This is a genomic window from Herbidospora sp. NBRC 101105, assembly GCF_030269205.1.
GTDB lineage: Bacteria > Actinomycetota > Actinomycetes > Streptosporangiales > Streptosporangiaceae > Herbidospora > Herbidospora solisilvae.
Map to the genome: position 1 here is coordinate 158,939 of NZ_BSSX01000005.1, position 21,638 is coordinate 180,576.

A 21,638-nucleotide genomic window follows, 5' to 3' on the forward strand; every position below is an offset into this window, starting at 1 on the left:
ACTACTTGTCTCGGCCGTGGGCTTCCTTGGCCTCCTCCACAGAGGCGTAGATCCCGAAGACCTTGGTCAGTCCGGTGATCCGGAAGATCTTCAGAATCCGCTCCTGAGTGCAGACGAGTTCCAGGGAGCCATCGTGCGCCCGCACCCGCTTGAGCCCGCCGACCAGCACACCAAGGCCGGTCGAGTCGAGGAAGTCGACCTTCTCCATGTTCACGAGAAGGTGGAAGTTCCCCTTGTTCACCAAATCGATGAGCAGCTCACGCAATCTGGGCGCGGTGTAGACGTCGATCTCACCCTCAACCTCGACGATGGTGAGTCGGTCCTCGGTACGGTGGTCCAACTTCAGATCCACTGATCCTCCAGCGCCTTGCCTGCGTAGGTCCCGATGCGGATCGTGCATCCTAGGAAAGCACGACCCCGACGCGCGGCATTCAACCACGCCACGCCCCTGTGTCTATACGAAATCACGACTCCGGGCGACTCTCCCCCGAGATGCCAGGATGGAAACCCATGACTTCGCCGACATCCCCAGCTCTTCCCCGAGAGCGTACGCCAAACCGGGGCGGCCCCCTTCTCGACCGTCTGGTCACGGTCCCGGGCCGCCACGGGCGGGTCACTCATGTGGAGCATGTTCCGGCACGTCAGGCAGGTCAAGCCCAGTGGCCCTCCTGGGTTCCGCCGCAGGTGCGGGAGGGATTCGAGGGACTCGGGATACAGGGGTTGTGGAGTCACCAGTCAGAGGCCGCCGACCTGGTGCATCGTGGCCAAAACGTGATCATCGCGACCGGCACCGCGTCGGGGAAATCGCTGGCCTATCTGGTGCCGGCGGTGACCGAGGCCCTGTCGGGCGGGACCGTCCTCTACCTGACCCCGACCAAGGCCCTGGCGGCCGACCAGCTCCGCTCGGTGAGCGCGCTGGGCGTCCAGGGCCTGCGCGCCGCGACCTTCGACGGCGACACGCCCCATGAGGAACGGGCCTGGGTCAGGCGGAACGCCAACTACGTCCTGACCAACCCCGACATGCTGCACCGCTCGATCCTGCCGAGGCATTCGGCCTGGACGTCGTTCTGGCGCCGCCTGCGCCTGGTGATCGTCGACGAGTGCCACGGCTACCGGGGCGTCTTCGGCTCCCACGTGGCCCAGATCCTGCGCCGCCTTCGGCGCGTCTCCGCCAAATACGGCGCCTCCCCCGTCTTCTTCCTGGCGTCGGCCACGGCGAGCGACCCGGCGACGACCGGCATGCGCCTGACGGGCCTCCAGATGGCCGAGGTGACCCGGGACGCCTCGCCGAGAGGCACGACGACGGTCGCGCTGTGGGAACCGCCCCTGACCGATCTACGCGGCGAAGGTGGAGCTCCAATTCGCCGGGCCGCCACCGCCGAGGCCGCCGACCTGCTGGCCGACCTCGTGGTCGACGGGGTGCGGACACTGGCGTTCGTCCGCTCCCGCCGGTCGGCCGAGACGGTGGCGCTCACGGCCCGCGGCCACCTGGAGGACGCGGGCGTCCCCCTGGCCGACAAGATCGCCGCCTACCGGGCCGGCTACCTGGCCGAAGACCGCCGCCTCCTGGAGAAGGCCCTGCGGTCGGGCGACCTGCTCGGCGTGGCCACGACCAACGCCCTGGAACTCGGCGTCGACGTGTCGGGCCTCGACGCCGTCTTGATCGCCGGCTGGCCCGGCACCAGGGCCAGCCTGTGGCAGCAGGCCGGCCGCGCCGGACGCGACGGGCAAGACGCCCTGGCGGTGCTGATCGCCCGCGACGACCCGCTCGACACGTATGTCGTCCACCACCCGGAGGCCCTTTTCGGCCGCCCGGTCGAGGCGACCGTCCTCGACCCCGACAACCCCTACGTGCTGGCCCCCCACCTGTGCGCCGCGGCGGCCGAGGTGCCGCTGACCGAGGCCGACCTGGAGATCTTCGGCCCCTCCGCGGCCGGGGTGCTCGACGACCTGGTGGCCGACGGCCTGCTGCGCCGCCGCCCGACCGGCTGGTTCTGGACCAGCCGCGACCTGGCCGCCGGCCTGGCCGACATCCGGGGGTCGGGCGGGTCGCCGGTGCAGATCGTGGAGACCGACACCGGACGGCTGCTGGGCACCTGCGACGAGGCGTCGTCGCACACCTCGGTGCACACCGGGGCGGTGCACATCCACCAGGGCGAGACGTTCGTGGTCGACGAACTCGACCTGGAGATGGGCGTCGCCCTGGTCACCCCCGGCACCCCCGACTACTCGACCTTCGCCCGCGACGTGACCGACATCGCCGTGATCGAGTCGCTGCGCTCCCACGCCCTCGGCCCCGGGGAGCTGCACTTCGGCTCGGTCGAGGTGACGAGGCAGGTGGTGTCCTACATGAAGCGCCGTACGTCCACCGGCGAGATGCTCGGCGACGAGCCCCTCGACCTGCCCCCGCGCAGCCTGCGGACCAAGGCGGTGTGGTGGACGCTGCCGCCCGAGTCGCTGCCGCCCGGCATCGGCGACCTGGGCGGGGCCGCCCACGCGGCGGAACACGCGTCGATCGGCCTGTTGCCCCTGTTCGCGACCTGTGACCGGTGGGACATCGGAGGCGTCTCGACCGAACTTCACCCCGACACGGGACGCCTGACGGTCTTCGTCTACGACGGGCACGCCGGCGGCGCCGGCTTCGCCGAACGCGGCTTCGGCAACGCGGTGGCCTGGCTGACGGCGACGCGCGACGCGATCGCGTCGTGCGAGTGCGGCCACGGGTGCCCGAGCTGCATCCAGTCGCCGAAGTGCGGCAACGGCAACGAGCCGCTGAGCAAGCGCGGAGCCCTGGAGCTGCTGGACGTTTTACTGGGCGGCTCCGTTCAGCGCTCCGCCTCGAGGTAGACGGGCCCGGCTTCCACCGTGGCCGACGCCTGCCGTTCATCCAGCCCCGGAACTGGACGTTTCACCGGGCGGTCCCGCTCAGCGTTCCGCCTTGAGATAGACGGGCCCGGCCCGCGACGTGGCCGACGCCTCCCGCTCGTCCAGCCCCGGAAACCGCAACCGGACCCGCGCCGTCACCTCCGACACCCCGCCCTCGATCTCACACGATGCGATCCGGGCGTCGTTGGCGGCGACCACCTCCGCGGCCCGCCCACACGCCTCACCGGGTGCCGCGACGGCCAGTTCGGCGGCGGCCAGGGCGCCCAGGTCGGCGGCGGTCCGGGCCGCGTGCACGGCCACTCTCGCCATCCCGACCTGGACGAGCACATAAGCCAACCCCCACACCACGGCCATCACCGCGACGACCCAGACGGTCGCCGACCCCCGATCACATCGCCTGTTCACTTCACCGGCACTCACCATCACCCGTCGCCTCCCGCCTTCTCACCGACCGACCGGCACGCCCTTCTCGGTCGCCGAACTCGCCGACGCCGACACCGCCACCTCGGGCAGCACGACAGCCCAGGCAGGCCGAACCCGAGCCCGCACCGTCACCTCCGTGACCACCGCCCCCACCGTCAGCTCGACCGTGGCTCCGGCCGGCGCCACCTCCAGGGCACCCGCACGCACGGCGGAGACCTCGTCTCCCCGGGCCGCGGCCCGCGCACCGGCCCGGGCGGCGTCGACGCACTCCAGCCGCGCCCCGACCACACTCACCGCCCACAGCGCGGCGCCGAGCACGACCACGAGCGCGGGCAGCGCCGCGGCCATCTCGGCGGTGACCGAACCGCGCTCGCGCCGGCTCATCCGGCCAGCGCCAGCGCCTTCTGCACGAGCGAGACGAGCATCTGCTGGACGTCGGGCGAGGTCACCACCTTGAACAGCAGCCCCGCGAACCCACAGGCTGCGATGGTGCCGACGGCGTATTCGGCGGTGGACATCCCCGCGTCGGCACGCCGATCTCCCTTGGGCTCCGACAGCACCCGAGCCGCCCGGGCGGCCGCCTCCCGCAACCGCTCGGCGGCCTGAGCCCGCTTGGCCTCGGCGGTCGCGCGGGTCCACGAGATGCCTTGGGTCTTGACGTTCACGCGTCCTCCTGACACCGGCCCGGACCATCCGTTCCGGCGGTCCCAGCCTGCCGATCGGACCGGCCTTTCCACCGGGACCAGCCTCGGCCTGTGGAAAACGAAAGACCTGTGGATAACTCAAAAGACCTGTGTGTACGGGGGAATCGAGCCCAGAATCCACATGGAGAGCCAGCGTTATCCACACCTGTGGACAACTTCCGTCCACACCCTGTGCAGTACCGCCGATGGGTGTGGAAAACCTCGCGCAAAGATCATGACAGCTCGCCCGGGATCAGGGCGCGAGAACCTGGGTCGCCAGCCCCGCGACGACCGGGATGATGCCCAGAAAGCAGAACGCCGGCAGGAAACACACACCCAAGGGCGCCACCGCCTGAACCCCCACCCGCCGCGCGGCGGCCGAAGAGGCGGCCCGCCCGGCCTGCCGGGCATCCTCGGCGACCCTGGTCAGCACATCGGCGACCGGCGCGCCTGACTCGACCGCCCGCGCGATGGCCCTGGCCAGCAGAGCGAGCGCGTCTTCGGCGGCGAGCCCCCGCCACACCTCGACGGGATCGGCGCCCAACCGCATCTGCCCACCCGCCCACCGCAACCGCTCCCCCAGGGGACCGTCGACGACCCGGGCGACGATCTCGATCGCCCCCACGAGCGGCTGACCGGCCCGCAGGCACTCGGCCATGAGATCGGCGGCGAACGGCAGATCTGCGCGGACGAGCTCCCGATGGCGGCGATCTTGGGGAGCCTCCTTCCGCCTGAAGTGGACGACCACGGCCCCGGCCAGGAGCACCCCCAACACGACCCCGGCCACCCCACCGACCACGAGCACGACCAGCACGAGCACCGGGCCCGCGACCAAGGCGATCCGGCCCGCCGGGTTCTCGGCCGAGGGACCCTTCGCCCGCGGAGGATCGACCACCGCCTTGAGCCGCTCAGCGGCAGTACGCCGAACCGGCCAGCACATGATCGACAGCGCCAAACACAGACCGGCAAGAACCCCGACCACCACGCCCTCCTTCTTGAGCCGATCTCAACCACTGGTGAATCGCCGCCCGCCTCGCACAGCGGCTTGGAGGCCCTGCCTGAAGTGGGAACTCCTGAAGCGTGCACCGGCCTCATCGAGCCCGACGCCGGGCTACGACCCAGAGCTTCTGGCCAACCACCCGAGCGGGTTCCTAGCCCCACGCCGGACTGCACGAGCGTCTGGCCAACCGCCCGAGCCGGGTTTCAGCCCGACGCGGGGCTGAGAGACGAGCGTCGGGCCAACCGTCCGAGCCGAGTCCTGGGCTTCTACGCCACCTCGTGTCTGAAGACAGCCCCCGAACCCACATCGATACCGACATCGCACCCCGGAGAAAGATCATTGAAGTGGAACCTGAAGCACCGCCCCATCAGCGGACACTGTCTTCGGCCTTCCGCACCATGCGGTCCGTCCACCGCAGCCCGGCCACATTGAGCAGCAACCCCACGACGAGACACCCGATCCCCGGCAGAGTCGTGAAGAGAAACGGGAGCGGCCGCATCCCCAACCCGGCCGCCATCAACAACCCGAGCGCGGGCAACCCCGCAAGCAGCCGAGCAGTGGCCCGAGGCCCGGCGAGTTGCGCCGAAATCTCCTGCCGGTGGTTCTCCATGTCCCGCAACGCCCCACCCACACGCTCGACGAGAGGCGCAAGCCCACCACCGACGCTGACCCCCACCTCCCAGCAGGACGCCAGCCGCCGCAACCCTTCACCTCCCACGGGCGGCGCCGCATCGATCAACGCCGCCGGGACATCCCCGCCATCGCGAGCCACCCGCGCGACCGGCCGAAGCGCTGCGACGATCTCCGGCGGCCCCTCGATGGAACCGATGGCCCTGGAAAGAGCCTCACCAGGCGTCCGCCCGGCCGCGAGCTCGGCCACGATCGCCTGACACAACTCAACGGTTCCACCCCGCCAGGCCCGCACCAGCCCCTTACGCGACCGCCTGGCCTTCAGCAGGTCGGGCAAGGAGAACCCGGGCCCGGCCTCCCGCGTCAACTGCGCCAGTCGCACCACGGGAACCGAAGGCCCGGACCACACCCAAACCGCCAGCCCGGCACATAACCCGACCAACAACGTGATCACGCCATCTCCAATCGCCCAACGCCCATCTGGCGCAGAGGCCACACCCCTGGGCCGTTCGCACTGACCTCGCTCACAGGCACGCCAAACCGCGCGCACAGGATGCGCGCATAGGCGACGCAGGCCACGCTCCAGGCCACGCCGTACACGTCACGCCCAAGACCGCTCTGCAGAGACGCACACAGACCTACGCCGGGCAACCGAACCGCGCAGACCGCCCGTCATCCACCGCCGCAGCACAAGCCACGCCCACAGACCGCGCCGCAAACACCAGCCCTTCAGACCACCCCCAGGACCGGGCGGCGCAGACGCGCACATACCACCGCCCAGACCGGCACTGCCCAGACCACGCACGGCACAGAGCACAGGCCGAGCCCACAGACCGCGCCCCAAAGACCGCGCCCCAAAGACCGCGCCGCAAACACCAGGCCTTCAGACCACCCCCAGGACCGGGCGGCGCAGACGCGCACATACCACCGCCCAGACCGGCACTGCCCAGACCACGCACGGCACAGAGCACAGGCCGGGCCCACAGACCGCGCCCCACAGACGCGCCCCACAGACCGCGGCCCAAAGACCGTGTCGCAGACACCTCAAGCCTTCAGGCCACGCACCAAGAACCGGGCGGCGCAGGCCCGCACAGACCACCGCACAGACCGGCGGCACTCAGACCACGTCCAAGGGCCAAGCCACGTACGCCTTACCGCACGACAGACGCCGCATCGGCCACGCTGCACAGGCGACACCCCAACGCCACGCCCCAACGCCACGCCCCAAGGACCAGGCGGCACAGACCCGCACAGACCTCGCCTCACAGGCAATGCCGCTACGCCACGCGCCACCGCCACGCCACCCGACGAACGCCCCGCCAGCCACGCTGCACAGCTGACGCGCGAAGGCCACGTCGCACAAGCCACGAGATGACGCGCAAAAGCCACGTCGCATAAGCCACGCTGCCCACGCAGAGCCTCCATGACGACCGCCATGAACATCGACAAGGCCCGGCCGTCGATGCTCGCCTCCTGGCTCCGCGCAAACCCTGCCGCCGTAACAAAGCAGCACCGACGCGGCCGGTTGCCGCCGTTCACAGGAGAGGTCCGGAGGCGGCGGGCGGTGCCGACCAGGCGAAGCCGTAAAGGAGAAAGACCGACATCCCGCGGCAATCGCTGCCACAAGCCGGAAGGCCCCCTTCACCTCCCCAGGCACCGTTCCCGCAGCGCCCCGACCGCCGCCCCCTCCCGCACCCCGCCCCGCCCGTCGAACGAAACCGCCGGCACCGCCTCGACAAACCCATCCACCCCCCGCCGCAACAAACAGATCTCCGCCACCCGCCGCACCCCCGTCCCGGAGTCCCGAACCACGTGGATCACCGCATCCAGCGCCGCCGCCAGCTGGCTGTGCACCGCCTCCCGGCTCAACCCCGCCGCGCACGCCAACGCCTCAAGCCGAGGCGGCACGTCAGCCGCCGTGTTGGCGTGCAAGGTCCCGCATCCGCCCTCGTGCCCCGTGTTCAGAGCCGCGAGCAGGTCGACCACCTCGGCCCCGCGAACCTCCCCGACGACCACCCGGTCAGGCCGCATCCGCAACGCCTGCCGCACCAGGTCTCGCAGCGTCACCCCGCCGACTCCTTCGAGGTTCGGCGGCCGCGTCTCCAGCCGCACCACGTGGGGATGCGCCGGCCGCAGCTCGGCCGAATCTTCGACCAGCAGCAGCCGCTCCCCCGGGTCGGCCAGCGACAACAGCGCCGACAACAACGTCGTCTTCCCGGTCCCCGTCCCGCCCGACACGACGAACGCCAGCCGGGCCCGCATCATCGACCGCAACACCTGCGCCCCCACACCGGTCACCAGGTCGTCGAGCCCGTAGGTGTGCCGGGGCGGCAACCGCAACGACAAACACGTCCCCTCCGCGGAAACCGGCGGCAGGACCGCGTGCAGCCGCACCCCGCCGGCCAGCCGCGCGTCGACATAGGGGCAGGCGTCGTCGAGGCGTCGCCCGGCGGCGGCCGCCAGCCGTTGTGCGAGACGTCGCACGTCGTCGTCGGACCGGAAGGTGACGGACGTCTTCCGCAACCCGCCCCCGTCGTCGACCCACACCTCCCGGGGACCGTTGACCAGCACGTCGGTCACCCCGGGTTCGGCGAGCAGGCCTTCGAGCGGACCGGCCCCGATCAGTTCGGCGCGGAGCAGCCGGGCGACGGCCAGGACCTCGGCGTCGCCGAGCACCGCACGTTCGGCACGCAGGGCGGCGGCCACCTGGGCGGGTGACGGGTCGAGGCCGTCGCGGGCGAGCCGGACGCGGACCGCCTCCAGCAGCTCCGCCGACACCGCGCTCACGACACCGACAACCCGGCCAGCAGTTCCCCGCAGAACCGCCCGAGCGGCGTGCGTTTCAGCGGTGGGGCGTCGCCGCGGTCGAGCGCCTCGGCCAGGCCTCGCTGCTCCGGCACGACGCCCGCCAGCGGCACCCCCAGCGACTGCGCCACCACGCCGGGCTCCAGGCTTCCGGCGCGCACGACCGCCCGTACGTCACCGGCCTGTTCCCGCACCCCGGCCAGTGCCTGACCGGCGGCGAGCACCCCTCGCACATCCGCGGAAACCACCAGCAAAGCCACGCCGGACCGCGAAAGCGCCTCCTCGGCACCGGCGTCGACGAACCGTGGCAGATCGACCACCACGAGATCGCAGCCTCGCCGCGCCGCCTCCAGCACCGCGCGCATCGCCTCGCGGGGGATGCGCATCGGTTCGCCCCGGTGCCATGACAGGACAGTCAACTCGCCGAAGGTCGGCAGTGCCCCCTGGAGGGCCGCGTAGCTCACGCGGCCCTCCCGGCCGACGATGTCGGGCCATCGGGCGCCGGTCGCCTCCTCCTGTCCGAGCACCACGTCGATGCCGCCGCCGAGCGGGTCGGCGTCGACGAGCAGGGTTCGGGAGCCCGATCGGGCCGCCGTCAGGGCCAGTGAGGCGGCCAGCACCGTGGCGCCGACGCCGCCGCGGCCGCCGGCCACGCAGACCACGGCCCCGGCGCGGGAGGAGGGTTCGGCGGCTTCGGCGAACTCGTCGACGAGCAGCCGTTCGGCGTCGGGCAGCTCCAGGACGGCCGACGCCCCGACGGCCACGCAGCGCCGCCACATCGACGGATCGGCCGGGTCGGACGTCACCAGCAGCACGCCCTGCCGGGGCGGCGGGCCCGTGGCCGCGAGGGCGTCGGCCAGGTCAGCCCCTATGACGACCAGCGGCGCGGTCCGCCACCGGGGGCGCGCCTGGGCGGCCTCATGGGCGACGTCGAGCTCGACTCCGGCGGCCGCGGCCACCCGCAGCAGGTCGTCGAGCAGGTCGCGGTCGGCGGTGACGGCCAGCGGGCGGTGCATGGGCGGAGGCTCCTCGGTCGTGGGTCGGAAGCCTCACGGTGCCGACCTGCCGAAGATCACGAACGCCCGAACCGGGATCTGTGGATAAGGGTCGCCCTGTGGAAAAGGGGGCGACCCCCGCCGGGGGGGAGAGCGGGGGTCGCCGATCGGTCCGGCTCCGGGGGGGTAGAGCCGGTCCCGTGTGATGAAAGCTTTCATCAGTGGGCCAGGGCATGGCAAGGGACTTGCAAAGGTGCCCTGTGCACAGTCACTCCCACACTGGGAGATAACACCGTATGCTGCCCGATCCGCCCGAGTTTCGTCGAGCAGCAATCTGCAATTTGCGGCAGTTTTTTTGGGCTTCGCGCAAGCAGGGGGAATGCGGCCGTATGGTCACGGTCAGTGATCACTGTCAGGAGGGGACGTGATGTATCGATCCATTGCCCCACATGGTCACAAACCACACCAGAAGCCGGAATCGGCGGATTCCGGGCTCGGTAAAGGTCTTGCTCGGAGGGGTTCCCAAGTGCGCAGTTCCGACGTACAAAGGGCGTACGGACCGAGTGTCCGGGTACGGCCGTCGGGCACCCACGTGCGACCAGCCGCGGGAGGCGTGTCGTTGCGGGCTTGTCCCGTTTCGACAAATTAGGTGCACGCTTGGTAACCCGACTCGACGTACTGGCGACGGCGTCCCATTCCAGGGACGCCGTCCGCTTGTGTCCGCAATTGATTAACGCGACAGCGCTTCACAAATGGCCGTGGTCTCCCTGACGCCCAGGACCACTGCCCGCGCGCAGTGGATCACCCACGTCGCGACACCCTCGGACGTGCCGGTCAGATAGGCCTTCAGGGCCTCCGGGTACGCCCCCGCCGACTCCCGGTGCCCCACCTCCACCGCCACGAGCGACTTGGGGTCGAGGCCGTGTTCGACCAGGCTGAGCCGCTCCGCCGCCCGCGCCACCAGCCCGTCGGCCACGCCGAACGGCCGCAGCGCCACGATCTCGGCGTGCACGATCGCACCCAGCACCAGCGCGGGCGCCTTCGTCGAGGTCAGCCCGGCCAGAGCGGCCATGCGCGCGGAGACGTCCACCGGGGCCGGGCCGATCCCCAGAGGGTCGGCCGCCGTGTCGCCCGTACGCGGACGCCCCGGATCGGCGAGCAGCCCCGCGGCCGCGAGCGTGTGGAGCCGGGCCAGCACCTGCGGCGGCGCCGACCGCCACAGCGGCCCGAGACGGCCCAGCTCGGCGGAGACCCGCAGCGCCCCCTGCGCCACCGGATCATCGGCCTCCCCGGCCCGGAGCGTGCCCAGCGGAACGTCGGCGCCCTCCAGCGCGGCGGAGGCACGCGCGCCGCGCAGGGCGGACTCGGCCGACACCTCGGGCTGCCGTCTGCGCAGGATGCGATGCCGATAGAGGACGTCGACGGCCTCCCGGGCCTCCGTGACGGCCTCGGGCACACCGGGCAGCTCGGCCACCACGACCAGCGGATCACTCATCCGCCCGACCCTATCGACAACAGAAGAGCCCTTCCGTTACGGCTCCCCGGCCGGCCCCGCCCGCCGCCCCCGGCCCCGCGCCGCATCCGGCGCCGGCCCCCGCTCCCGGTCCCCGCCGTCACGAGAGACCGTCACGGCGACCTCCGAAAGGCCGGTCAACCCATCCCAAAGACCGTCCCGGCCCCTCGTCAAACCGCCCCCGCCGCCCGAAGACCGTTCAACGACGAGCACGCACCGCTGGACGAAGTCAGGTTTGACTCCCCTGGGCCCAGTCACGTGTCATTAACACCCGATACGGCACGATACGAAGAAGTAAGGCCATAGGAATTTCGGGTAAGGAGTTCGCGGTGACGGAGTCCCAGGAAACGCTGTCGAACCTGTTGCAGGAGAACCGCCGGTTCGAGCCGCCCGCGGAGCTCGCGGCGGCGGCGAACGTCACGGCGAGCGCCTACACGGAGGCCTCGGCCGACCGGCTGGCCTTCTGGGAGGCCGCCGCCGACCGGCTGGCCTGGGCGGAGCGCTGGCACACCACGCTGGAGTGGGAGGCGCCGTTCGCGAAGTGGTTCGTCGGCGGCAAGCTGAACATCGCCTACAACTGCGTCGACCGGCACGTCGAGGCCGGGAACGGCGACAAGGTGGCCTTCTACTGGGAGGGCGAGCCCGAGGGCGACAGCCGTGTCATCACCTATGCCGACCTGCAGAAAGAGGTCAGCAAGGCGGCCAATGCGCTGACCGAACTCGGCGTCGGCAAGGGCGACCGGGTGGCGATCTACATGCCGATGATCCCCGAGTTGCCCGTCTCGCTGCTGGCCTGCGCGCGCATCGGCGCGATCCACTCGGTCGTGTTCGGCGGGTTCTCCGCCTCGGCGCTGAAGAGCCGCATCGACGACGCCGACGCCAAACTGGTGATCACCGCTGACGGCGGCTTCCGGCGGGGGGCGCCCAGCGCGCTCAAGCCCACCGTGGACGAGGCCGTCGCGCAGTGCCCGCAGATCGAGAAGGTGCTCGTCGTCCGCCGGACCGGCCAGGACGTCGCCGTCACCGACAAGGACGTCTGGTGGCACGACGTGGTCGAGCGCCAGAGCGACCAGCACACCCCCGAGCCGCACGACGCCGAGGACCCGCTCTACATCCTCTACACGAGCGGCACCACCGGTAAGCCGAAGGGCATCCTGCACACCACCGGCGGCTACCTCACCCAGACCGCCTGGACCCACCACGCGGTCTTCGACCTCAAGCCCGACACCGACATCTACTGGTGCACCGCCGACATCGGCTGGGTGACGGGCCACAGCTACATCGTCTACGGGCCCCTGGCCAACGGCGCGACCAGCGTGATCTACGAGGGCACCCCCGACACCCCGCACCGCGGCCGGTTCTGGGAGATCGTGCAGAAGTACAAGGTCACCATCCTCTACACGGCGCCGACGGCCATCAGGACGTTCATGAAGTGGGGCGACGACATCCCCGCCAAGTTCGACATGTCGTCGCTGCGGGTGCTGGGCTCGGTCGGCGAGCCGATCAACCCGGAGGCCTACGTCTGGTACCGCGAGCACATCGGCGCGAACCGCGCCCCGGTGGTCGACACCTGGTGGCAGACCGAGACCGGCGCGATCATGATCAGTCCGCTGCCCGGCGTCACCGCCGGCAAGCCGGGCGCGGCCATGCAGCCGCTGCCGGGCATCGTCGCCGACGTGGTCGACGACCAGGGCAAGTCGGTGCCGAACGGCGGCGGCGGTTTCCTGGTCGTGCGGGAGCCGTGGCCGTCGATGCTGCGCGGCATCTGGGGCGACCCCGAGCGCTACAAGGACACCTACTGGTCGCGGTTCGACGGGTTCTACTTCCCCGGTGACGGCGCCAAGCGCGACGACGACGGCGATCTGTGGCTGCTGGGCCGCGTCGACGACGTCATGCTGGTCTCGGGCCACAACATCTCGACCACCGAGGTCGAGAGCGCCCTGGTCAGCCACCCGAAGGTGGCCGAGGCGGCCGTCGTGGGCGCGACCGACCCCGTGACCGGCCAGGCCATCGTGTCGTTCGTGATCCTGCGCGGGAGCGCCGAGGAGAGCGGGGACATCGCCGCCGAGCTGCGTCAGCACGTCGCCAAGGTGCTGGGCCCGATCGCCAAGCCGCGCCAGATCATGGTCGTGCCGGAGCTGCCGAAGACCCGCTCGGGCAAGATCATGCGCCGCCTCCTGCGTGACGTGGCCGAGAACCGGTCGCTGGGCGACGTGACCACCCTCACCGACAGCTCGGTCATGAACCTGATCTCGGAGAAGCTTCCCACCGCCAAGAGCGAGGACTGATCCGACATCCACAGCCGGGGCGGTCGTCCACAGGTGACGGCCCGCCCCGGCTGTGATCGTTCGGCGCTGGGTAAAGTGGGCCGAAGGTGTGCCGGGAAGTCTGGTCGGCGATTTCTGGGGGAATCGTCCGGGTGCTTCCCCGATCACCCGAGGGGGAGCAGTCGCGCCGTGGTGCGGGCCGCCGAGGCTCTGCGGACCCAGACGATCGGCGTGATCATGCTGGTCGCCACGGTGGACGAATGGGCTGCCGGCGATCTTTCTTCTTCGTCGCCGGTGTGGAGCTGAAGGAGGAGCTGGTCCACGGGGAGCCGTCCCGCGCGCAGTGGCCGGGATGGCGGTGCCGGCGCTGATCTGGGGGTGAGCTGAGGGGTGCCGAACGCCATACGGGGGTGGGCGATTCCGACGGCGACCGACATCGCGTTCGCGGTGCCGGTCTTCGCCTTCCTTCCCGCCGGGGTTCCGCTCGATTTGAGCGCCCTCGGAAGTGTTTTCACCGACAGAATCACTCTCGGCGTGCTTCTCGGGCTCGTCGTCGGGAAGTTCGTCGGTGTGTTCGGCGGTGCGTGGCTCTCGGTACGACTGGGTTTCGCCCGGATCAGCCCAGATCTGGTCTGGCGTGACATCGCGGCCGTGCCGGTCCTCGCCGGGATCGGCTGCACCGTCTCACTGCTCATCGGCGACCGGGCCTGCCCGGGCGGCACCGGGATCACCACGGCGGTGCTCAGGAGCCGCGTACGGACGAGGGCACGAGATGATAGTTGACAGTCCGCAGAATAGGAGATCCCTGATGCGCGAGGACGAATCGCTCGGCGCTCTGGTCGCCGAGGCGAGCACCCATATTTCGACACTGGTCAGAGCCGAGATCGAACTCGCCAAGAGCGAGCTCAAGTTCGACGCGAAGCGGGTGGGCATGGCGACCGGCCTGTTCGCCGCCGCCGCGTTCACGCTCCACCTGGTCCTGATCCTGGCCTCCTTCACGATCGCCTACGTCCTGCACGACGCCGTCGGCCTGTCGACTTGGTTGTCGTTCCTGATCGTCACCGTTTTCTACCTGGTGACGGCCGGGATCCTCGGCTTCGTCGGCTACCGCAGGCTGCAGGGGCTGGCCGGGTTCAAGCGCACCCGGCGCTCGCTCCAGAGCCTCAAGTCCACCGACGAGACACCGCACCTCGAGCCGGTGTCCACCACACCCACCACGACCACCGCGGGCGAGGTGGGCGCCCACCGCGCCACGATCGCGTCATGAAACAGGCCCCGGAGGAGAACCAGCTGGTCCGGGCCGAGGGCCCGTGGGAACACCGCTGGATCCACGCCGGGGGCACCCGCTTCCACGTGGTGGAGGCCGGTGAAGGCCCGCTCGTGCTGCTGCTCCACGGCTTCCCGCAGTTCTGGTGGACCTGGCGGCACCAGCTGGAGGCCCTGCCGGCGGCCGGTTACCGGGCCGTCGCGGTCGATCTCCGGGGGTACGGCGCCAGCGACAAGCCGCCCCGGGGATACGACCTGCCGACCCTGGCCGGAGACGCGGCCGGCCTGATCAGGGCCATGGGCGAGACCGGCGCGATCGTCGTCGGCCACGGCTGGGGCGGCTTGATGGGCTGGACGATGGCCGCCCGCGACGCCAAGTTCGTGCGCCGCCTGGTGGTCGTCTCGGCGCCCCACCCGCTGCGCCTGCGCACCGCCCTGCTCACCGACCCGCGGCAGCTGAGGGCCAGCCGCCACGCGTTCGGCTTCCAGGTGCCGCTGTGGCCCGAACACCGGCTGACCCGCAAGAACGCCGCCCGCGTCGGCCGGCTGCTCGACGCGTGGGCGGGGCCCGCCTGGCCCTCCGAGGAGCTCAACCCGGTCTACCAGGACGTGTTCCGCATCCCCGCGTCGGCCCACTGCGCCCTGGAATACCACCGCTGGTTCGCCCGCTCGCAGCTCCGCCCCGACGGCCGCCGCTACGCCCGCCAGATGCGCCGCGAGGTCGAGGCCCCGACCCTGCAACTGCACGGCGCGCTCGACCCGTGCATGCTGCCCCGCACCGCCCAGGGGTCGGGCCAGTACGTCGCCGCCCCCTACCGCTGGCGCCTGATCGAGGGCGCGGGCCACTTCCCCCACGAGGAACGCCCCGACGTCTTCACCGCTGAACTGACCTCCTGGCTGGCCGACCCCGAGCCCGACCGATGACCCGCGACCGCGACGCCGAGGGCCGGGCCCGCAACGCCCGCCCCCGAGACGCCTTCGGCAGACCCCTCCCCCACGGCGCCGAGGGCGTGGCCCGCGTCCCCGACGACTACGCCCCCACGGCGCGGCAGGCCGTCGAAGACGGCGTCGAGATGTTGCGCCTCGGCCGCCCGTTCCACGCCCACGAGATCTTCGAGGGCCGCTGGAAGTCGTGCCCGCCGGAGGAGCGGGAACTGTGGCAGGGCCTGGCGCAGATCTGCGTCGGCCTGACCCACCTGCAACGCGGCAACACGCGGGGCGCGGAGACCCTGCTCGACCGGGGCGCCGGACGCCTGGCCCCGATCGAAGGCCGGCCCTACGGGATCAACGCGGCGCTGGCCGCCCGGGCGCGGTCGATCGACGACCTCCTGGCCGCGCTGGGGGCCTAGGCGGAGACCTCCGCCGGTCCCGGGCGCAGCCCCGGGGCCAGGGCCAGCGTGACCGCGACCGACGCCACGGCCATCACGGTCATCGCCGTGGCCGGGCCGCTGACCTGGGCCACCGACCCCGCCACGGCCGCGCCCACCCCCTGCATGACCATCATCCCCGAGCCGTTCAGCCCGAGGGCGTGCCCGCTGAGCTCGTCGGGGGTGAGGGCCATCAGGCGTTCCTGGAGGAGCAGGCTGGCGGCGTACCCGACGCTGGCGAGGGTCACCGCGGCGACCGCGACGCCGATCGGAGGGTCGGTGAAGAAGACCAGGTAGGGGACGGCCAGGAGCAGGCGCATCGGGCCGCCCAGCCGTTCCCGCCAGCCTGCCGGGAGGAACCGCCCGACGAGGGTGTCGCCGATCAGCATGCCGAAGGCGGCGAACGCGAACAGGACGCCGGCGCTGGCGGGGTCGTACGAGACGAACAACGACTCGCACCCCACGATCAGCCCGTTCGGCACCCAGAGGGCCAAGAAGACGTACCGCCGGGGCCGGGACGCCCAGAGCCGCGAGTTGCCCTGCCACGTCTGCGCCACCGACGGCCGCCCGGACGTGCGCGGAGGCCGTCTCGACAACCCGAGCAGCACGACCAGGGCGGCGACGAACTCCAGCGCGGCGCTGACCAGCAGCGTCTGGACGGGGGTGAACAGCGCGACCAGGAGCCCTCCGGCCGCGAACCCGGCGATCTGCGAACCGCCGACGGCCATGTTGAGCACCGAGCGGCCGAGCAGGAACCCGTCGCGCGTGAGGATCTCGTTCAGCAGCCCGTAGCGCACCCCGCCGCCGACCGACGCGACCACGCCGATCACGACGAGCACGGCGAACCGCACCACGATCGGCAGGTCGGGAATCGCCTGCACGGCCGTGCCGACCCCGAAGACCACGGCCAGCCCCGCGAGCGCCATCCGGGGCGGCAGCCGGTCGGCGGCCGACATCAGCAGCGTCGCCCCGACCACCTGCGCGAGCAGCGGCCCGAACATGGCCAGCGCCGAGAGCAGCGGCGACCCGGTCGCCTCGAACACGAGCGTCCCGAGCGCGAGGTTCCCGATCGTCGACGCCACGACGTGCAACGTGGACGTCGCGAACAGCGGCGCGAACTCCTTGGTAGCGAACAACTCTCGATATGTACGCATACGGAACACATTCCATCCCCGCAGGTCAGAGCCGGTAATGTTTCGCCGGGACGCGAAACGACCGGCACGGGGGGGTGGCATGGGCTGGTGGCAGGTCGGCGCGGACACGCTGGCCGGGAGCAGGTTCGTGGTGTCGCCGCTCGCCGAGACCACCGCGTGCATGTTCGCCCTCGGCGGCGCCCACCCCGCCCATCCGGGTGAGCGGCTCTGGTTCGACCGGCACGCCGACCGCTTCAAGGCCCGCCTCGCCGCCGACCCCCTCGACGACCTGCTGATGCGCGCCGCGAACGGACGCGAGTGGGTCGCCGACTTCCTCGTCCCGGCGCCCACCGGCACGGGTGAGCCGACCTTCGCCGACGAGGTCGCCACCATCAGGAACACCCCGCCCGACGTCGTCTACGCCGACCTGGAGGTCTCCCTCGGCCGGATGTTGCCGGGCCCGCTGCGCCGTGCCGACCTGGCCGAACGGGCGGCGTCCGTACTGGAATGGGTGTGGACGGAAGCGGTCGAACCCACCTGGGACCGGCGCAGGAGGATCCTCGAGGCCGACATCATCGGCCGCATCGGCAGCCTGAGCATGGGCGGCTGGGAGGCGGCGCTCAACGACATGCGGCCGGGCATGCGCTGGCTGGGCGACAGCCGGTTGCAGATCAACACCACCAGCAACCCGCCCCGCGACATCACGACGGCGCGGCTCATGTTCGTGCCGGTCACGCCCCGGCACAGATGGGTGGCGTGGGAGCATCCGCACCGTTACGCGGTCATCTATCCGGCCGCGGGGGTGCTCACCGAGGTGCGCGAGGTCTCGGGGCCGCTCGGCCGCCTGCTGGGCAGCGCCCGCGCAACCGTGCTCGTCCTGCTCGACACCCCCAAGAGCACGACGCAGCTCGTCGCGCTGACAGGCCAGGGGCTCGGTTCGGTGGGCCGCCATCTGAAGGTGCTCCTCGACGCGGGCCTGATCGAACGCCGCCGGGCCGGCAGGTCCGTCCTCTACTACCGCAGCCGCATCGGCGACGCCGTGGTGGCCTCGTCGGAGTGATCACGACCAGACCGGTTCGGCGCTCTCGAAGACGGCCCCGTCGGCGCCGAATATCAGGAAGCGGTCGAAGTCGGCCGCGAACCAACGGTCGTGCGTCACGGCCAGCACCGTGCCGGTGAAGCCCGCCAGCCCCTGTTGCAGGGCCTCGGCCCCGGCCAGGTCGAGGTTGTCGGTGGGCTCGTCGAGCAGCAGCAACGTCGCGCCCGACAACTCCAGCAGGAGGATCTGCAGTCGCGCCTGCTGCCCGCCCGACAGGGTCTCGAACAGCTGGCCTGCGGCGGGAGCCAGTTCGTAGCGGGCCAGCGCGGCCATCGCGTCGTTCAGGACGAGCGCGCCGGACGTCATGACCAGGTCGACCGGCCGGCGGCCGTGCAGGTCGGGCCGCGTGTGGGTCTGGACGAAACGGCCGGGCCGCACCCGCGCCCCGAGCCGGACCGCCGGGGACGCCGCGCCGTACGCCGACTCGATGACCTGGAGGAACGACGACTTGCCCGATCCGTTGGAGCCGAGCACGCCCACCCGCTCGCCGAACCAGATCTCCGTGTCGAACGGCCGGGTCAGGCCGGTCAGCTCCAGGCCCTCACACGTCACGGCGCGTTTCCCGGTCCGGCCGCCGCGCAGCCGGATGCGCACGTTCTGCGCTTTCGGCGGCCGTTCGGGCGGTCCGGCCTCCTCGAAGCGGGCGAGCCGAGTGCGGGCGGCGCGGTAGGCCGACGAGAGCGCGTCGTTGTTGGCCGAGGTCTGCCGCAGGGTGTGCACGAGCCGCCAGAGCCTGGCGTGCTCCTCGTCCCAGCGGCGGCGGCGTTCCTCCAGCCGGTCGATCCGGTCGTTGCGGGCGGCGGCGTAGGTGGCGAAGCCGCCGCCGTGGATCCAGACGCCGCGGTCCTCCACGGTGACGATGCGGTCGGCCACGTTCGCGAGGAGCTGCCGGTCGTGGGAGACCAGCAGGACCGTCTTGGTGGTGGCGGCGAGCCGGCCCTCCAGCCACTGCTTGCCCGCGACGTCGAGGTAGTTGTCGGGCTCGTCGAGCAGCAGCACCTCGTCGGGGCCGCGCAGCAGGGCCTCCAGGACCAGGCGTTTCTGCTCCCCACCCGACAGCGTCGTGACCGGGCGCTCGCGGACCGCGTCGAAGGGCCGGCCCATCGACGCGGTGACGCACACGTCCCAGACGGTCTCCATGGCGTAGCCGGCGGCGTCGGCGTAGTCGGCGACGGCCTGCGCGTAGCAGAGCTGGTTCGCCTCGTCGTCGCGGGCGGCCAGCGCCGCCTCGGCCGCCGACACGGCCGCCGCCGCGTCCCTGACGTGCCGCGGCGCGACCGACAGCAGCAGGTCGTGGACGGTGCTCCGGTCGCGGATGCTCCCGACGAACTGCCGCATGACGCCGAGCCCGCCGGTCTGGGTCACCCGGCCGTCGTCGGGCCGCAGGTCACCCGAGATGAGCCTCAGCAGGGTGGTCTTGCCCGCGCCGTTCGGCCCGACCAGGCCGGCCTTCACGCCGTCGCCCACCCGGAACGACACGTCGTCGAGCAGCGGACGCCCGTCGGGCAGCACGTAACGCAGGTGTTCGACGTCGACATGTCCCGGCATCCGACCTCCACCGGATCGTTGTTCGAGTGACCGGACCAACGATCCGGTACTCGAACGTCATACTAGACTCGGCGGGGTGAACGCGAGAACCGGCGGGGTGTGGCTGAGGACGTCCGGCCGAGAGGAACGGGGTGGCCCCCCGCTCAGCAGGCGGCGCATCGTCGACGAGGCCGTGGCGCTGCTCGACGCCGAGGGCGCCGACCGGCTGACCATGCGGCGGCTGGCTGAGCGGCTCGGCACCGGCTCGACCACCCTCTACTGGCACGTGAAGACCAAAGACGACGTCCTCGACCTCGCGCTCGACGCGATCTTCGCGGCCGTCCCGATCCCCGAAGACCAGGAGTGGCGGGCCGGCGTCACCCGCCTGATCGGCGACTGGCGGGCCACCCTGCTGCGGCATCCGTGGTCGGCCGCGCTACTGGGCCGCCCGATGCTGGGCCCGAACGTGCTGGCCAGAAGCGATTTCCTGTACGCCACCCTCGTCGGCGCCGGAGTGACCGAGCCCCACCTGACGGCCGCCGCGTTCGGGTTGTCGAACTTCGTCATCGGCTCGGCGCTCATGCAGGCGACCTGGCTCGTCAACGCCGACGCCGAGACCCGCGACGCCGCCAGAGACCACATGGCCCAGCAGAGCGACCGCTATCCGGCCCTCGCCGCTCACGGCCCGCTGACCGCGGCCGACGACTGGGACGAGAGCTTCGAACGCGGCCTGAACTGGCTGCTCGACGGCATCGAGGCGACGGTCGCGGCCGGTTAGTCGCACTCCTGGGTGTCGACCCGGGCGATGGCCGCGCTGCCGTCTTCGGCGTCGGTGCGGACCTCTTCGGCCGTCAGCGCGTAGCCGGTGTCCTTCTGGTCGGTGGCGGCGGCGAAGATGACCCCGAAGACCCGCCCGTCGGGAGCGAGCAGCGGCCCGCCCGAGTTGCCCGGCTGCACCTCGCCGCGGATCGCGTAGACCTCGCGGTCGACGGTGTGGCGGTTGTAGATGTCGTAGGACTCGGCGGGCTGCTTCACGCGGATGCGGGCCGGCTTGATGGTGAAGCCGTGGCCCTTCGGATATCCCGCGATGATGGCATCGTCTTTCGACTCGGCGGCCATGTCGAACTTGAGCGGGTTGACGTCGAGCGACTCGACGTAGAGGACCGCGATGTCGCGGTCGGGGTTGTAGAGCACGACCCGGGCGTCGTGGCTGGCGCCCCGGTAGTCGGTCACCCGCAGGTCCTGCGAGACGCCGGCCACGACGTGGGCGTTGGTCATGATGCGGTGGGGGGCGTAGGCGAAGCCGGTGCCCTCGATGCGCTTGCGGCACGTCGGCGCGGTGCCCTGCACCTTCACGATCGCGCGGCGCGCCCGCGCCAGCTGCGGGTCGTTGATGATGCTCTCGTCGGGGGCCGGGACGTCGACGAACTGCGCGCCGCCGATCGCGGTGAAGACCTCGGGCCACGGCGACGCGTCGACGAACTCGCGGAAGCCGCGTGTCAGGTCGCGGGCCGCCTCGGGCATCGCCTGGTCCATCGTCTTCAGCAGCAGGGAGTCGTTCACCTGCTGCTTGGGCAGCGGGAAGTTCATCGAGATGACGAGCGAGCCGATCAGCCAGGCGAACACCAGCACCGACAGGCCGCTGGCGAGGGAGCCGCCGAAGGCGTCGATGACACGCGCCGGTTCCCACGTGACGTGGGAACGCACGACGGCGCCGATCGTCGAGGAGGCGAACTGGCCGACCGTCGCGGCGAGGAACACGATGACGATGGCGAGCAGCGCACGCTCGGTCTCACCGTTGACCAGGGCTCCGGCGATCGGCGGCGCGATGAACATCCCGACCAGCGCGCCTCCGGCGAAACCCACGAAGCTGAACGCGCCGATGATGAAACCCTGGCGATACCCCGACACCGCGAAGGCCAGAATCAGGCCGATCAGGATGAGGTCGAGCAGATCGCCTTGCACGCCTGTATTCCACCTCTATCGCCACCGGGCCCGGCCACCACCCTTAACCGTATCCAGCCACGCGCGGTCTCGTGCACGG

General features: G+C 71.3%; 20 protein-coding genes. 8 read left to right on the top strand and 12 right to left on the bottom strand.

All coding sequences use genetic code 11. The annotated features are described in order from the left end of the window. Nucleotide 1: 1 nt before the first annotated feature. Complete coding sequence (locus tag QSK34_RS21240) at nt 2-352, bottom strand: STAS domain-containing protein (RefSeq protein ID WP_030456213.1); 351 nt, start codon at nt 350-352, stop codon at nt 2-4. A gap of 158 nt (nt 353-510) precedes the next feature. Between QSK34_RS21240 and QSK34_RS21245 the strand changes: the two genes are divergently transcribed. Then, nucleotides 511-2,847, top strand: a complete 2,337-nt coding sequence (locus QSK34_RS21245; protein ID WP_502875537.1) for a DEAD/DEAH box helicase — start codon at nt 511-513, stop codon at nt 2,845-2,847. A 78-nt stretch (nt 2,848-2,925) separates the two neighbouring features. On the opposite strand, the gene QSK34_RS21250 is transcribed toward QSK34_RS21245, so the two are convergent. From QSK34_RS21250 to QSK34_RS21285, 8 genes are all read right to left on the bottom strand, one after another. After that, the gene (locus QSK34_RS21250) at nt 2,926-3,291 is read right to left on the bottom strand and encodes an Rv3654c family TadE-like protein (protein WP_285585991.1); all 366 of its coding nucleotides are present in this window, start codon (nt 3,289-3,291) and stop codon (nt 2,926-2,928) included. A 39-nt stretch (nt 3,292-3,330) separates the two neighbouring features. Further along, the gene (locus QSK34_RS21255; protein WP_285585992.1) at nt 3,331-3,693 is read right to left on the bottom strand and encodes a TadE family type IV pilus minor pilin; all 363 of its coding nucleotides are present in this window, start codon (nt 3,691-3,693) and stop codon (nt 3,331-3,333) included. Then, nucleotides 3,690-3,974: a DUF4244 domain-containing protein gene (locus tag QSK34_RS37810; protein ID WP_328794318.1), complete on the bottom strand. Its 285-nt coding sequence runs from the start codon at nt 3,972-3,974 to the stop codon at nt 3,690-3,692. The genes QSK34_RS21255 and QSK34_RS37810 overlap by 4 nt, the downstream gene beginning before the upstream one ends. A 271-nt stretch (nt 3,975-4,245) precedes the next feature. Then, nucleotides 4,246-4,887: a type II secretion system F family protein gene (locus QSK34_RS21265; protein ID WP_285585993.1), complete on the bottom strand. Its 642-nt coding sequence runs from the start codon at nt 4,885-4,887 to the stop codon at nt 4,246-4,248. 472 nt (nt 4,888-5,359) lie between these two features. Beyond that, nucleotides 5,360-6,076 (bottom strand): type II secretion system F family protein, encoded by a 717-nt coding sequence (locus QSK34_RS21270; RefSeq protein WP_285585995.1) that lies wholly within the window; start codon nt 6,074-6,076, stop codon nt 5,360-5,362. Nucleotides 6,077-7,263: 1,187 nt separating this feature from the next. Then, nucleotides 7,264-8,409 carry a TadA family conjugal transfer-associated ATPase gene (locus QSK34_RS21275; protein ID WP_285585996.1) on the bottom strand — a complete coding sequence of 382 codons (1,146 nt, stop codon included), beginning with the start codon at nt 8,407-8,409 and terminating at the stop codon, nt 7,264-7,266. Further along, entirely contained in the window at nt 8,406-9,443 is a 1,038-nt protein-coding gene (gene ssd / locus QSK34_RS21280; RefSeq protein WP_161479802.1) for a septum site-determining protein Ssd, read from the bottom strand. Before ssd ends, QSK34_RS21275 begins: the two co-directional genes overlap by 4 nt. A gap of 709 nt (nt 9,444-10,152) precedes the next feature. Continuing rightward, entirely contained in the window at nt 10,153-10,917 is a 765-nt protein-coding gene (locus QSK34_RS21285; protein WP_285585998.1) for a Fic family protein, read from the bottom strand. A gap of 347 nt (nt 10,918-11,264) precedes the next feature. Between QSK34_RS21285 and acs the strand changes: the two genes are divergently transcribed. The 5 genes from acs to QSK34_RS21310 all read left to right on the top strand — a co-directional run bounded on the left by acs (nt 11,265) and on the right by QSK34_RS21310 (nt 15,817). Then, nucleotides 11,265-13,223, top strand: coding sequence for an acetate--CoA ligase (gene acs / locus QSK34_RS21290; RefSeq protein ID WP_285586000.1), 1,959 nt, complete (start codon nt 11,265-11,267; stop codon nt 13,221-13,223). A gap of 369 nt (nt 13,224-13,592) precedes the next feature. Beyond that, a complete protein-coding gene (locus QSK34_RS21295; RefSeq protein ID WP_285586001.1) occupies nt 13,593-13,985 on the top strand; it encodes a Na+/H+ antiporter NhaA in 393 nt (130 codons plus the stop codon). 25 nt (nt 13,986-14,010) lie between these two features. Further along, the gene (locus QSK34_RS21300) at nt 14,011-14,469 is read left to right on the top strand and encodes a phage holin family protein (RefSeq protein WP_285586003.1); all 459 of its coding nucleotides are present in this window, start codon (nt 14,011-14,013) and stop codon (nt 14,467-14,469) included. Beyond that, on the top strand, nt 14,466-15,392 hold the full coding sequence (locus QSK34_RS21305) for an alpha/beta fold hydrolase (protein WP_285586004.1): 927 nt from the start codon (nt 14,466-14,468) through the stop codon (nt 15,390-15,392). The genes QSK34_RS21300 and QSK34_RS21305 overlap by 4 nt, the downstream gene beginning before the upstream one ends. Then, nucleotides 15,389-15,817, top strand: a complete 429-nt coding sequence (locus tag QSK34_RS21310) for a DUF309 domain-containing protein (RefSeq protein WP_285586005.1) — start codon at nt 15,389-15,391, stop codon at nt 15,815-15,817. Before QSK34_RS21305 ends, QSK34_RS21310 begins: the two co-directional genes overlap by 4 nt. On the opposite strand, the gene QSK34_RS21315 is transcribed toward QSK34_RS21310, so the two are convergent. Next, the gene (locus tag QSK34_RS21315; protein ID WP_285586006.1) at nt 15,814-16,989 is read right to left on the bottom strand and encodes an MFS transporter; all 1,176 of its coding nucleotides are present in this window, start codon (nt 16,987-16,989) and stop codon (nt 15,814-15,816) included. The genes QSK34_RS21310 and QSK34_RS21315 overlap by 4 nt on opposite strands. 79 nt (nt 16,990-17,068) lie before the next feature. Here QSK34_RS21315 and QSK34_RS21320 point away from each other — a divergent pair, with 79 nt between their 5' ends. Continuing rightward, nucleotides 17,069-18,028: an ArsR/SmtB family transcription factor gene (locus tag QSK34_RS21320; RefSeq protein WP_285586007.1), complete on the top strand. Its 960-nt coding sequence runs from the start codon at nt 17,069-17,071 to the stop codon at nt 18,026-18,028. Here the strand turns inward: QSK34_RS21320 and QSK34_RS21325 are convergent, their stop codons facing one another. Continuing rightward, nucleotides 18,029-19,615: an ATP-binding cassette domain-containing protein gene (locus QSK34_RS21325; RefSeq protein WP_285586008.1), complete on the bottom strand. Its 1,587-nt coding sequence runs from the start codon at nt 19,613-19,615 to the stop codon at nt 18,029-18,031. A 76-nt stretch (nt 19,616-19,691) separates the two neighbouring features. On the opposite strand from QSK34_RS21325, the gene QSK34_RS21330 reads away from it, so the two are divergent. Beyond that, nucleotides 19,692-20,372 carry a TetR/AcrR family transcriptional regulator gene (locus tag QSK34_RS21330; protein ID WP_285586009.1) on the top strand — a complete coding sequence of 227 codons (681 nt, stop codon included), beginning with the start codon at nt 19,692-19,694 and terminating at the stop codon, nt 20,370-20,372. On the opposite strand, the gene QSK34_RS21335 is transcribed toward QSK34_RS21330, so the two are convergent. Then, nucleotides 20,369-21,559, bottom strand: coding sequence for a MarP family serine protease (locus tag QSK34_RS21335; protein WP_285586010.1), 1,191 nt, complete (start codon nt 21,557-21,559; stop codon nt 20,369-20,371). The two genes, QSK34_RS21330 and QSK34_RS21335, sit on opposite strands and share 4 nt — an antisense overlap. Nucleotides 21,560-21,638 lie beyond the last annotated feature (79 nt).